Raw genomic sequence first — 12,552 nt, forward strand, 5'->3', positions numbered from 1 at the left:
AAATCATTAATTTTAGTTAAATTTTTGTTATGGAATTGGCAAAATAAGTATATGAATTAGGTTGGTTTTTGGGTTGTTTTGAAGCATTGTTTTTACATATTTATATAGGTTCAAATTTAAAAATAAATTAAACTCCACACAATATTTTTTATATATGAATGAAAGGATTAGTAGTGCAATTTAAATTTGCTGTTATGAGTTTGGTTTTATCTTTAGCCATTAGTGGCTGTCAAAATACACAAAACAATAGCAAAATAATTGCAGGTGCATTTAATGCATCTACAAATATTCAAAAAAAGTTTATTGAACGTCATGCGCCTGAAAATATTAAAGTTACGCGTAATATTCAATATATGGAAACTCCAAGTTTACATTTCGATTTATATCAACCTGAAAATATTGCTGAATTAGCTAAGCGACCTGTTGTTGTTTGGATTCACGGCGGTGGTTGGATTTCTGGTTCTAAAGAACATGCCAGTGGATATTTCAAGCGTTTGGCAGAGCAAGGCTACAATATTATTTCAGTTGAATATCAAGTTGCACCTACAGAAATTTATCCTCAACAATTACTACAAATTGATCAAGCTTTAGAGTTTATAAAACAGCATGCAAATAAGTATCAAATTGATGCGAGCCAAATTTACTTAGCAGGAGATTCTGCGGGTGCGAATATGGCAAGTCATTATGCTGCACTTGTTGCAAATTCTGAGTTTGCGCAGGCTTCATCTTTATATCCAAAAACTTCAATTGAACAATTAAAAGGTTTAATTTTGCATTGTGGGATTTATGATTTAGAAAGTTTTATAAATAACAGTTCGAGTGAAATGAAATTGCTTGAATGGGGGATTACAAATCTTGTTCAAGCTTATACAGGTGGCAAAAAGGATGATGCAAAATTCTTGGCAGATATTTCGCCAAGTCAGCATTTAACAAAGAATTATCCACCTGTATTTATAAGTGGTGGAAATAAAGACTTTTTAACTGAAAGCCAGTCTGTGCCTTTTGTTCAGCTGCTTAAAGAAAAGAATATTCCTGTGACTGATGTTTTTTACCCAAATTCAAAAGAGTTACTTGTGCATGAATATCAATTTATGATGAGTAAAAAAGCGAGCCAAGAAACCTTTATTAAAACCATTGAGTTTTTAAAGCGAACTTCAGACTAAGTTATTTATCTTTACTTAAAGAATAAATAGCCTAAGTAATATTTATTCTGAGTTTAAAAAAAGCAAACCGAGGTTTGCTTTTATTTTCACGTTATTCTTAGTTAAGATTTCTTTGCATTAAATTTGAAAATTAAAGAAACTGCAAAACCAAATAATAAGCCCCAAAATGCCGAACCAATGCCAAAGAATTGCACACCTGAAGCACTAAATAAGAATGTCAGCAAAGCAGCTTCACGTTCATCTACATTGTGAAAAGCAATTGAGATGTTATGACCAATGGTGCCAAAGAGTGCAATACCTGCAAGTGCAGTAATAAATACCAAAGGAAATGCCATTAAGAAGCTTGTTAAAGTCGCAGCAAAAAGTCCCATTAATATGTAGAAAAATCCACAGCTTATTCCTGCAATATAACGGCGTTTTTCATCAGGATGCGCTTGGTCATCTAAGCTAATTGCGGCACTAATTGCAGCAATGTTCACAGTGAAACAACCAAATGGGGCAAGTAAAGTTTGGGAAAGACCTGTAAATCCAATCAGTTGATTTACATGTGGTTGATAGCCATAACTACGAATCATTGCTAAACCGGGTAAATATTGCGATGCCATATTAATTACAAATAAAGGCAGGGCTAAACCTAAAATTGCAGATACAGAAAATTCAGGACTAATCCAAACAGGTTGTGCCAAAGACCATTGAATATTGGGTGTGTTGAATGTCAAGAATAAAGGACACAGTAAAATACCTGCAATGACTGTAATAACAATGCTATAACGAGGTAAAAGGCGCTTAGAAATAACGTAACTTGCAAGTAAAGCAAGAATGAAACCCCATTCTTGTTGCATAGTTGCAAAAATACTAATACCAAATTTAAGAAGTACGCCTGCAAGCATGGCACTTGTTAAGCTTTGAGGAATGTATTCCAACGCTTTTTTAAATGCACCTAAATAGCCAAGAACCGCTGTAAGTAAGCCACAAACTAAAAATGCACCAATGGCTTGATTTAGCGTATAGCCACTACCAGTTGCAATAATCAGCGCTAAACCTGCGGTAGACCAAGAGGTTGCAACAGGATATTTATATTTCCAAGATAGAAATAAACCGCTAATACCAATACCAAGTCCAAGTGCCCAAAACCAAGACGTAATTTGTTCGGGGCTAGCACCTAAAAGTTGCGCAGCTTGAATAACCAATACAGATGAAACACTTATACCTACGAGAAAGGTAATAAATCCTGCAAAAACTGCAGGTATAGAAAAATCTTGAATGAGCTTTTGCATGAGTCCTTGCAACATTATTATTAATGAGTAATTTATTAATGGATAATTCGAGTAGTTATCATACGCTTTTCATTAGTGTGGTTAAAGAATAGTTCTGATAAGGATTATCTAAAAAGTGAGTAAGGAACTAAAGAGTTGATGTTGCGAGTTTTAAGCCAAAACCACAAAATAATATTCCAACACTTGCTACACAAATGGCGGTAAGTTTAAATCTGTTTGAAAAGTAAGATGCTAATTTTGCACCAGAAAAAATAAGAATAGTTAAGTAGCTCATGCTGATAATTTGTAAAATAATTGCAAGTGCTGTGAAAGTAATTGCAGGGTATGTATAAGCAGGATCTACAAATTGCACAAAAAAAGACAAATAAAATAAAATCGCTTTAGGGTTTAAAATGCTAATTGTTAGTGCCGTACTAAATGGCTTAACTTGTTCTAAAGATTGCTTTTCTTCTACTCTTTCAGGTATTTTTACCGCGTTAAATGTATGGTACGCAGCAATAAGTAACTTAATACCTAAATAGCTTAAATAAGTTGCACCAACCACTTTTAATAAAATGAATAGCCACGGAAAAGCATGAAGTAAAGATGCAGCACCTAAGGCAGTTAATATAATTAAAATCATATCGCCGGTGTAAATGCCCAAAGCACCTTTGTAACCAGCTTTAATACCAAATCGAGAAGCAACAGACATTACAAACAATGAGTTTGGGCCTGGTAATATCACAATTAAAATTGTGCCAATAATATAGGTTGCTAAATCTGTGATACCAAACACGAGGCAGAACTCAAATAAAAAGCCGATGTGAGTATATCAACATCGGCTATAAAAATGGTTTAAAAGTGTGATTAAGCTTTTATTTCAGCATCAATTCCGAAAGATTGACGCAATAAACTATTTAATTGTTCACGTGCTTTAATAAAGCCATCTATACCACCTTGTAATAATTGAGATGACATCAAGTCATGTTCAATTGCTTGTTTAAAACTTTCTTTGTTTAACGCTACAAGATCTTGAGGATTATTTTCCGATACTTGATTTTCAGAAAGTTGAGCTTCAACTGTGCGAGTATCTTGATCTAATTCCGCAAGTAAATTTGGTGCAACGGTTAATAAATCGCAGCCAGCTAAACCTAAAACTTGGTCAATACTACGGAAGCTTGCGCCCATAATTTCCGTTTTAATATTGTGTTGTTTGTAGAAATGATAAATCTGTTTTACAGACAGTACACCAGGGTCTTTATCGATAGGGTAAGCATCTACATTTTCTGCTTTTTTGTACCAATCTAAAATACGACCCACAAATGGTGAAATGAGTGTTACTTTTGCATCAGCACATGCTTGAGCTTGGTGTAAGCCAAAGAGCAGGGTTAAATTACAGTGAATGCCTTCAGCCTCTAAAATACGCGCAGCTTGAATGCCTTCCCATGTAGATGCAATTTTAATTAAAATTCTGTTTTGATCTACGCCGTACGCTTTGTATAAAGCCAATAATTCTTTTGCTTTAGCAACCGTTGCTTCTGTGTCATAAGATAAAGCAGCATCAACTTCTGTAGATACACGACCATCAATGAGTTTTAAAATTTCTACACCAAATTTGACCGTTAAAATATCGATAGTGCGTTCAATCAGCTCATCATCTTCATAGTTTTCATTTTTAGCTTGAGCAAATGCACTTTGAATAAGTTCTAAGTTTTCTGCTTGGTTTGCTGCAGCCGTAATTAAAGATGGATTTGTCGTTGCATCTAATGGGCGGAACTTTTCAATTGCTGCTAAGTCGCTACTATCTGCAACAATGGTGGTCAATTTTTTTAATTGATTTAAGGCTGTAAGTGTCATTCGTTTCTATTCTTTAAAGTTGTTTACCCATCATTTATTTATAGCACAAACTTTTGATTGGCAAAGTATCTTCCTTAATTTTGTTCAGCTAAATTCGGTTTTTTTCGTTCATTTCTTATGTGATTAATCAAAAAACGAGCAGCTGCGCCCAATTGGCTTTCACGACTCCAGACCAAATCTACGAAGTATTCAAACTTTGGCGTGAAATCTGAAAAGTTTAAAATCTTTAATTGATGTTTCAGTTCTGGGTTTTCATTAAACATTTCAAGGGGTAAAACACCCCAAGCTAAGTTTTGTAAAATAATAGAACATGCAGAATGATGATTGTCTGTACGCCAATAAGATTTCGAATAGAGCAGTTCAGGTTTAATAGATTTATCTCGGCTTGCAACAACAATTTGACGGCTTTGTAAAATTTGCTCAAAACTTACATGATCAAATTTAGCCAACTCAAAATTTTTAGATGATACAGGAACTAAAACTTCACGCTTTAATTCTACAAATTGTTCGTTGCTTTCTAATTGTTCACGTTCAAACATTAATGCAAGTTGGGCATTGCCATTCATTAACATTTTTGTGGCATCTTCTTGTGGAGCAGTGAATATATTAATTTGTAATTGTGGAAAATTTTTTTCTAATAAAGATATATAGTCTGTCCAATTTGTATGTATAAGCTCTGAAACGACAACAATATTTAAAGATGATTCTAAGCCAGAACTCAGCGCAAAAGCATGTTGCTTCCATTGTTTCATTTCAATTAAGAGCTGTTCGGTTTTTTCATAAAGAACCAAAGCTTCTTCTGTAGGAATAGGTTCACGTCCAATCCTTTGAAAAAGTTGTAAATTTAAATCTATTTCTAAGTTGGCAATAGACATGCTTACCGCAGATGGCACTTTTCCAAGCTTTCTTGCAGCAGCAGAAAATGAACCTGTTTCAATAACAGTTTTAAAAATGAGCAATTGATCTTGATTGATATTCATAATTATAAATTTCTTATCTTTCAAAATAATTGATAGATTCTAACTTAATCATTCAAATAAGTGGAAATATAATTCACTCATCTTAAACAAAGAACTTTAGAGAGAATTAAAATGTTGATTTCCAAAAGAAGGATTATTCATGCTTTGAGCTATGAAATTATCCTATTGGTAATCATTGCGGTAGCTTTGAGTTTTATCTTTCATATGCCATTAGAAGTTACAGGCTCATTGGGTATTGCCATGGCGGTTACTTCAGTAATTTGGAATATGATTTTTAACCATTTTTTTGAAAAGTTTGAGGCAAAACGTAAGCTAAAAAGAACTATAAGAGTTCGTATTTTGCATGCAATTGGATTTGAAGGTGGCTTAATGCTAGCAACAATTCCTATGGTGGCTTATGCAATGGATATGACAATTTGGCAAGCAATTGTGCTCGATTTTAGTTTAACCATGTGTATTTTGGTTTATACATTTATCTTCCAATGGTTTTATGACCATATTGAAGCGCGTTTAGGTTATGGCGTAGTTCATTCTTAAATGTAAAAATAAAAGGGAGCTATTGAGCTCCCTTTTTTATATTAACGATATTTACGCATATTGAGTGCATATACAAAATAAAGTGTGAAAAATACAATAAGTAAATATTGAAGACTTACTGCAAAAACACTGATATATGGATGTGCAAAATTAGTTATATAACTGAAAAAGTATCCTTTAGAATTTTTACTAGGTAATGTATCTGAAATAAACAACCAGCTTATACAAAAGAAAAATAGAATAAATATTAAAAAAGCTAAACCAAGAAAACCAAATAATGATTGCTTTTGTGTGGTTAATTTACGATAGTTTAATCTAAGTTGATTTTTGTGTGCGCGATCTAAATTGAGCCTAAAATAGTTGAAGAAAATTAAAATCATGACTGAATAAGAACAAATAGCAAAAAAATCGTTAATAAATTTATGCTTGCTAGAAAGTGTTGAATTGATTGTTTCTGTAAAAATTCCATGAAATTGAAAATCGAAACTTACAACAATAAGGCATAAAATAACTGGAATAAGATAGAAATAATAATAGGGAATTAGTGAGTTTATATAGAAGAAAAATGGCTGAGGACTCTTCATGATTATTTTGTCTTATTCGTGTGCCAAGGAATATATCTTATTTTTATCAAAAAGTTAACTGATCGATTTACTTGATTTTTAAACTAAAAAAGCACCTCAAATGAGATGCTTTTTATAAGGTGCTTTATTATTTTTCAATAATTGCAGTAACGCCTTGACCACCCGCAGCACAAATCGAAACTAAAACACGACCTGAACCTTTTTGGCTAATCAGTTTTGCAGCAGTTGCAATAATACGACCACCAGTTGCAGCAAATGGATGACCTGCTGCAAGTGAAGAGCCTTTTACATTCAGTTTGCTACGGTCAATTGAACCTAAAGGCGCTTCTAAGCCTAAACGATCTTTACAGAATTTAGGATCTTCCCAAGCTTTTAATGTTGAAAGTACTTGTGATGCAAATGCTTCGTGAATTTCGTAGTAATCGAAATCTTGAAGTTTAAGGCCAGCACGTTCAAGCATGCGTGGAACTGCATAAGCAGGCGCCATCAATAAGCCTTCTTTTTTGTTTACAAAATCTACAGCAGCAGTTTCAGTGAACGTTAGGTAAGCAAGAACTTCATGACCGTTTTCTTTTGCCCATTCTTCAGACGCTAAAAGCACACATGATGCACCATCTGTAAGTGGTGTAGAATTACCAGCAGTCATAGTACGAGCATCGCCTTTACCAAAAGCAGGGCGTAATTTTGCAAGTTTTTCTACGGTTGAATCTGCACGTAAGTTATTGTCACGTTCTAAACCTAAAAATGGCGTAATTAGGTCATCGAAGAAGCCTTCTTCATAAGCTGCTGCCATTTTTTGATGTGAAGATGCTGCAAGTTCATCTTGCGCTTCACGAGCAATACCCCATTCAAGCGTCGTCAATGCTTGATGATCACCCATAGAAAGCCCTGTACGTGGCTCACCATTTTTAGGAGCATCCATTAAGTCTTTAACATTAATTTTAGCTAAAGCTTTAAAGCGATCTTTTGCAGTTTTTGCAATATTCAATTCAAGTAGGGCTTTACGTAAGCCATCACCAAATGCAATAGGGGCATCTGATGTCGTATCTACACCACCTGCAATACCCACTTCAATTTGACCAAGTGCAATTTTATTCGCCACTAAAAATGCAGCTTGTAAGCCAGTACCACATGCTTGTTGTAAGTCAAAAGCAGGTGTTTCAGGTGCAAGAGCTGTATTTAAAACACATTCACGAGTCATGTTGAAGTCACGGCTATGTTTAAGCACTGCGCCAGCAACAACTTCACCAAGTCTTTGACCTTGAAGGTTAAAGCGTTCTACTAAACCATTTAATGCAGCTGTAAACATGTCAGAGTTTGAAGCTGAAAAATATGCACCGTTAGAACGAGCGAAAGGAATACGATTGCCGCCAATAATAGCTACGCGACGAACTGTGTTTTGACTCATGGATTGACCTTGTTGAATTTTAGGTTGGGTTTTTGGTTTAACTGTTTTTGTAGCTGCAGTTTTTGTAGATGTAGCAGTGCTAGCTCTACGTGTTGAAGGAGTTCGAGTCGTTGTTGTTTTAGTCGTTGTGTTTGCAGCTTTAGCAGCTGTGCCAGTACTTTTAGCGCGAGTTGTACTTTTTGATGTATTTGACACAGGTTTTGCTACAGAATTATCGACTGCTGGATTTTCTTGAGTTATCTTGCTCATAAGGCTTTTCCAAGCATGTTAATCATCAATATATAACGTACATTATCATACTAGAGAAAAAGCTCAATTGACTAAAATGACGCTGTGGTATGCATTCAGGTCAAGACATATAGACTTTAACTCAAGTATTATTCAAGAGAAACTGACGGATCTGTTGAAATATAAGTATTTGGCATCACATTGAAGTTAAAAGATGACATCCAGATTCATCAAAAATTAATTTGCATGAGAGATAATAAACATGAGTGACCAATATCAAGCATTCGCAAAATCTACCATTGGTAAACTTGTCATTAAAAACTTAGGCTTACCATCACCAACTTTATTAGATCGTTTTGTATCAGCAACGCCTGTGGTTCAAGGTGCGGTTTTATTTGGTGCGGCATCTACAAGTAGTTTGTCTGGTTCGATTGCGCAAGTATTGGCAAATGTTCATGCAAATGCTTATGCAGGAAATAATGTAGAATTACAACAAGCTGCGGCAAAAGTAGGCTTAAACCTAAGTGCATTTAATGAAGGTGATAAAGAGTCTAAATTTAAAGTTGTTATTTTTGATGCTTCAGGTATTGAAAACTCAGAACAACTTCACGAGTTATATGCATTTTTCAATCCAATTGCACGCCAAGTTCAAGCTTCTGGTCGTGTGGTTGTTGTGGGTATTAATCCAGAATCTGCAAAAACTGTTAAACAATCAATTGCACAGCGCGCGCTTGAAGGTTTTGTAAAATCTGTTGCTAAAGAATTTAAGAAAGGTATTGCAGCTAACTTGGTTTATGTAGATCCAACTGCTAAAGACAATTTAGAGTCTGCATTGCGTTTTACTATTTCGCCACGTTCTGCTTATGTTTCGGGTCAAGTGATTCGTGTTTCTAAAGCAAAAACTGTCGATATTGATTGGACAAAACCGCTTGCGGGCAAAACAGCAGTGGTAACAGGTGCAAGCCGTGGTATTGGTGAAGCAATTGCACATGTACTTTCACGTGATGGTGCACATGTTATTTGTTTAGATGTACCGCAACAACAAGCAGATTTAGATCGTGTTGCTGCTGAAATTGGTGGTTCTACATTAGCCATTGATATTACTGCTGCGGATGCAGGTGAAAAAATTAAAGCTGCGGCTGCTGAACATGGTGGACTAGATATTATTGTTCATAATGCAGGCATTACACGCGATAAAACTTTGGCAAATATGAAGCCAGAGCTTTGGGATTTAGTCATTAACATTAACCTTTCAGCAATTGAACGTGTGAATGATTACTTAATTTCTAACGATGGTATTAATGAAAATGGTCGTATTGTTTGCGTATCTTCAATTTCAGGTATTGCAGGTAATTTAGGTCAAACCAACTATGCAGTTTCTAAAGCTGGTGTAATTGGTGTTGTGAAATTTACTGCGCCGTTATTGAAAAATGGTGTAACTATTAACGCAGTAGCGCCAGGTTTCATTGAAACGCAAATGACTGCGGCTATTCCATTTGCTATTCGTGAAGCAGGTCGCCGTATGAACTCTATGAGCCAAGGTGGTTTGCCTGTAGACGTTGCAGAAACAATTGCGATGTTTGCATCAACAGCATCTTCAGGTTTAAATGGAAACGTTGTTCGTGTATGTGGTCAAAGCTTGTTAGGCGCTTAATGCCTTAAAGTCCTCTCCTTCAGGGAGAGGATTTAGGAGAGGGAGATGAATGAGTAGAAAATATGATCGACTCTTTCTTTAATGCTCTCTTGAATAGGTGAGCGTATTCCATGTATGCAATTAAAAAATTAAGGGTTAAGTATGAATACTCGCCATTTTAATCAACTTCCAAAGCCTTATTTAGCTTATCCAAAAGTTATTCAAGGTTTGATTTTTAAAAAGCCAAAAGGTGAAAAAGTCCTGCCGCAAGTTGAATATGTGGTGGACTCATTTAAAGTTGATGCAAAGCATTTAAAAGCCTATAACGAAGTGACGGGTTTTAAAAATAACGGTTATATTCCTGCAATTTATTTGGCTGTTTTATCACAAAGTTTACAAATGCATATGATGACGCAAGAGGCGTTTCCATTTGCAATTTTAGGTTTAGTGCATATTCGAAACCAAGTGAAGCAATTACGTAAAATTGGTGTGAATGAACAACTTTTATTGTCATGTAAATTTGGTGATTTAAAACCACATGATAAAGGTGTTCAATTTGATTTTATTACTACTGTTAAAGTGGGTAATGATGTTGTGGTTGAATCTTTAACAACATATTTAGCACGTCAAAAAACAGGCAATAAGGTATCTGCTAAAGAAACTAAAGCGAAGAAGCCAGAGTATCAAACTACGAGTGAATGGAATGTATCTGAAAATACGGGTCGTCGTTATGCTTTAACTTCAGGCGATTTTAATTTAATTCATATTCATGCAATTACTGCAAAAGCTTTTGGTTTTAAGCAAGCCATTGCACACGGAATGTGGAGTAAAGCAAAGGCATTATCTCATTTAAGTTTGCCAGATGCTTATGAAGCAGATGTGTCTTTTAAATTGCCAATGTATTTGCCATCTAAAGTTGAGTTTTTAACTACCCAAGATGCAAATGAGACAAACTTCTTAATTCAAAATGCCAAGAATAAGAAGCCACATGTAGCAGGAAGTGTAAAAGCACTTTAATCTAAGAAGCCTAAATCAAGTGATTTAGGTTTTTTTATATAAAATAAAATTTATGCAAAGGATTGTATAGATGAACCGAATTCCGCAGTATTTATTTGCTAATCAAAAAAACTATAAGGGATATGTTGACCCACGTTTTAAAGATTTAGCAAAGCAATTTAGCCAAATGCAAGATGCGCGTACAGGATATGGTGGCGCTGCATTGGTCGTATTTTTCCAAGGTGAAAAAGTTATTGATATTTTTACTGGGAAAAAATCAATTAGTGAAAACTGGCAGTCAGACACGCTGTCTGTATGCTATTCGACAGGTAAGGGCGTATTAGCAACATTAGCACATATTTTGGTGAGCGAAGGCTTCTTAAATTACGATACGCCAGTTGCACAATATTGGCCTGAGTTCGCTCAAAATGGTAAAGAGAAAATTACTTTGAGGCATATGCTGTGTCATCAAAGTGGTTTGTTTGATATTCGTTCAAATATTCAAGATGCTGTAGAGATGACCGATTGGTCGTACATGTTGCAAGTTATAGAGCAAGCAACACCTAGATTTAGCGTGGGTGCAGACGCTGCCTATCAACCATTTACATTTGGTTGGCAAGTGGGTGGGTTACTTGAAAAAGCTACAAATAAATCACTTAAAGAATTAATGGAGCAATATTTAATAAAACCGCTGAATTTAGATGGTGCATTTTATGGCGTGCCAGAATATGAAATGAACAGAGTTGCTAGACCATTACCCACAAATAAAAAAGAACTAAAACCATTTAATCCAAATGCTAAAAAAGTAAAACGAAAAAAAACGCATATGGATCGCTTAATGGAATTTAGTGGACATAATCCTTTAGATTTTCAAGATGCAATGATTCCTAAGGGTATGAGTAAATTAAGCATGTTTGATGAGAGTGCGCTAAAAGCGATTATTCCTGCTGCAAACGGTGTATTTACGGCACAAAGTTTAGCGAAAATTTATGCAATGCTTGCAAATAAAGGAACATGGAATAATCAACAATTTATTAAGCCTGAAATATTCCAACAATTATCGACTATTCAATATATAAAACGAGACAGAGTTATGCCTATTGCTATGCATTGGCGTTTGGGATTTCACCGTTTGCTAACTTTAGGTAAAAAAGCGCCACATGGTTTTGGGCATATTGGCTTTAATGGTTCAGGTGCTTGGTGTGATCTTCAAAGACAATTAAGTTTTGCATATACTCATAATTTTCAAACAGGTTCTATTACAGGTGATTACCGTTTGTGGGGACTCACTCAAGAAACCTTGCGCTGTGCAGATGCTGACTTGTATGGTTATAAGGGATGGTTTTAGTTTTATTAGATAAAAGTAGGTGGTTTTATTCTGAGCTTTTATTTAGCTATGTTATATTGTATCAAATATTTTAATTATTTTGTTTTATGAAAAATCGCATACTTATTCCATTATTTGCATCTTCTGTATTGTTGGGTTGTCAGGAGTCAAATCAGCCTAATACTCAAGTAAGTGAAGTGAATGATAAATTGGTGGAAAAGAAAATTATTCCTCAATGGGTAGGGTATTATCAGGGAACTACGCCGTGCATGGGCTGTTTTTCTAGATGTGAAGATTGCCCAGGAATGGCGGTAGATGTAGAGCTGAAAGATGATATGACTTATGTGCTTAAGCGTGAAAGTCTAAGTGGGCACAATGAAATTGAAACGCTTCAAGGTAAAATTGTATTTAAAGATTCTGCACAAACAAAATTAGAGTTGTTGAATGTTCAAACAAGAAATCAGTTATTTGTAGATTTAGAAAATAAAATTCTAGAAATTCGTGTTGATAAAACAGCAGAACCATACCAAGCACAAAATGATTTTTTATTGGATTCAGTGGTTTAAGATTTGCTTAAGTCATA

Annotated in this window: 11 protein-coding genes; 6 read left to right on the top strand and 5 right to left on the bottom strand. The window is 35.0% G+C overall.

Annotated elements, in window-relative coordinates:
* Positions 1–173 precede the first annotated feature (173 nt).
* Complete coding sequence (locus SKM54_RS03955; protein ID WP_407060880.1) at positions 174–1,163, top strand: alpha/beta hydrolase; 990 nt, start codon at positions 174–176, stop codon at positions 1,161–1,163.
* A gap of 101 nt (positions 1,164–1,264) precedes the next feature.
* Here the strand turns inward: SKM54_RS03955 and SKM54_RS03960 are convergent, their stop codons facing one another.
* The 4 genes from SKM54_RS03960 to aceR form a co-directional block, all read right to left on the bottom strand.
* Positions 1,265–2,440 (bottom strand): benzoate/H(+) symporter BenE family transporter, encoded by a 1,176-nt coding sequence (locus SKM54_RS03960; RefSeq protein ID WP_321094215.1) that lies wholly within the window; start codon positions 2,438–2,440, stop codon positions 1,265–1,267.
* A gap of 127 nt (positions 2,441–2,567) precedes the next feature.
* On the bottom strand, positions 2,568–3,215 hold the full coding sequence (gene leuE / locus SKM54_RS03965; protein ID WP_321094219.1) for a leucine efflux protein LeuE: 648 nt from the start codon (positions 3,213–3,215) through the stop codon (positions 2,568–2,570).
* Between the two features lie 71 nt (positions 3,216–3,286).
* Positions 3,287–4,276: a transaldolase gene (tal, locus tag SKM54_RS03970; RefSeq protein WP_321094222.1), complete on the bottom strand. Its 990-nt coding sequence runs from the start codon at positions 4,274–4,276 to the stop codon at positions 3,287–3,289.
* A gap of 74 nt (positions 4,277–4,350) precedes the next feature.
* Positions 4,351–5,256, bottom strand: a complete 906-nt coding sequence (gene aceR / locus SKM54_RS03975; protein ID WP_321094227.1) for an HTH-type transcriptional regulator AceR — start codon at positions 5,254–5,256, stop codon at positions 4,351–4,353.
* A gap of 111 nt (positions 5,257–5,367) precedes the next feature.
* Here aceR and aceI point away from each other — a divergent pair, with 111 nt between their 5' ends.
* On the top strand, positions 5,368–5,793 hold the full coding sequence (gene aceI / locus SKM54_RS03980; RefSeq protein ID WP_154773500.1) for a chlorhexidine efflux PACE transporter AceI: 426 nt from the start codon (positions 5,368–5,370) through the stop codon (positions 5,791–5,793).
* Between the two features lie 711 nt (positions 5,794–6,504).
* On the opposite strand, the gene SKM54_RS03985 is transcribed toward aceI, so the two are convergent.
* Positions 6,505–8,034 carry an acetyl-CoA C-acetyltransferase gene (locus tag SKM54_RS03985; protein ID WP_321094232.1) on the bottom strand — a complete coding sequence of 510 codons (1,530 nt, stop codon included), beginning with the start codon at positions 8,032–8,034 and terminating at the stop codon, positions 6,505–6,507.
* Between the two features lie 241 nt (positions 8,035–8,275).
* Here SKM54_RS03985 and SKM54_RS03990 point away from each other — a divergent pair, with 241 nt between their 5' ends.
* The 4 genes from SKM54_RS03990 (at position 8,276) to SKM54_RS04005 (ending at position 12,535) form a co-directional block, all read left to right on the top strand.
* Positions 8,276–9,667 (top strand): 3-oxoacyl-ACP reductase, encoded by a 1,392-nt coding sequence (locus SKM54_RS03990; RefSeq protein ID WP_321094235.1) that lies wholly within the window; start codon positions 8,276–8,278, stop codon positions 9,665–9,667.
* A gap of 141 nt (positions 9,668–9,808) precedes the next feature.
* Positions 9,809–10,663 carry a MaoC family dehydratase gene (locus SKM54_RS03995; RefSeq protein ID WP_321094239.1) on the top strand — a complete coding sequence of 285 codons (855 nt, stop codon included), beginning with the start codon at positions 9,809–9,811 and terminating at the stop codon, positions 10,661–10,663.
* A gap of 70 nt (positions 10,664–10,733) precedes the next feature.
* On the top strand, positions 10,734–11,990 hold the full coding sequence (locus SKM54_RS04000) for a serine hydrolase domain-containing protein (protein ID WP_321094242.1): 1,257 nt from the start codon (positions 10,734–10,736) through the stop codon (positions 11,988–11,990).
* 86 nt (positions 11,991–12,076) lie between these two features.
* Positions 12,077–12,535: a copper resistance protein NlpE N-terminal domain-containing protein gene (locus SKM54_RS04005; protein ID WP_321094243.1), complete on the top strand. Its 459-nt coding sequence runs from the start codon at positions 12,077–12,079 to the stop codon at positions 12,533–12,535.
* The last annotated feature ends 17 nt before the right edge of the window (positions 12,536–12,552 follow it).

Source organism: Acinetobacter faecalis (genome assembly GCF_034187745.1).
GTDB lineage: Bacteria > Pseudomonadota > Gammaproteobacteria > Pseudomonadales > Moraxellaceae > Acinetobacter > Acinetobacter faecalis.

Coding starts and splice junctions, on each gene's coding strand:
- SKM54_RS03960 (WP_321094215.1), bottom strand. CDS start 2,440: ATGCAAAAGCTCATTCAAGATTTTTCTATACCTGCAGTTTTTGCAGGA.
- tal (WP_321094222.1), bottom strand. CDS start 4,276: ATGACACTTACAGCCTTAAATCAATTAAAAAAATTGACCACCATTGTT.
- aceR (WP_321094227.1), bottom strand. CDS start 5,256: ATGAATATCAATCAAGATCAATTGCTCATTTTTAAAACTGTTATTGAA.
- aceI (WP_154773500.1), top strand. CDS start 5,368: ATGTTGATTTCCAAAAGAAGGATTATTCATGCTTTGAGCTATGAAATT.
- SKM54_RS03985 (WP_321094232.1), bottom strand. CDS start 8,034: ATGAGCAAGATAACTCAAGAAAATCCAGCAGTCGATAATTCTGTAGCA.
- SKM54_RS03990 (WP_321094235.1), top strand. CDS start 8,276: ATGAGTGACCAATATCAAGCATTCGCAAAATCTACCATTGGTAAACTT.
- SKM54_RS03995 (WP_321094239.1), top strand. CDS start 9,809: ATGAATACTCGCCATTTTAATCAACTTCCAAAGCCTTATTTAGCTTAT.
- SKM54_RS04000 (WP_321094242.1), top strand. CDS start 10,734: ATGAACCGAATTCCGCAGTATTTATTTGCTAATCAAAAAAACTATAAG.
- SKM54_RS04005 (WP_321094243.1), top strand. CDS start 12,077: ATGAAAAATCGCATACTTATTCCATTATTTGCATCTTCTGTATTGTTG.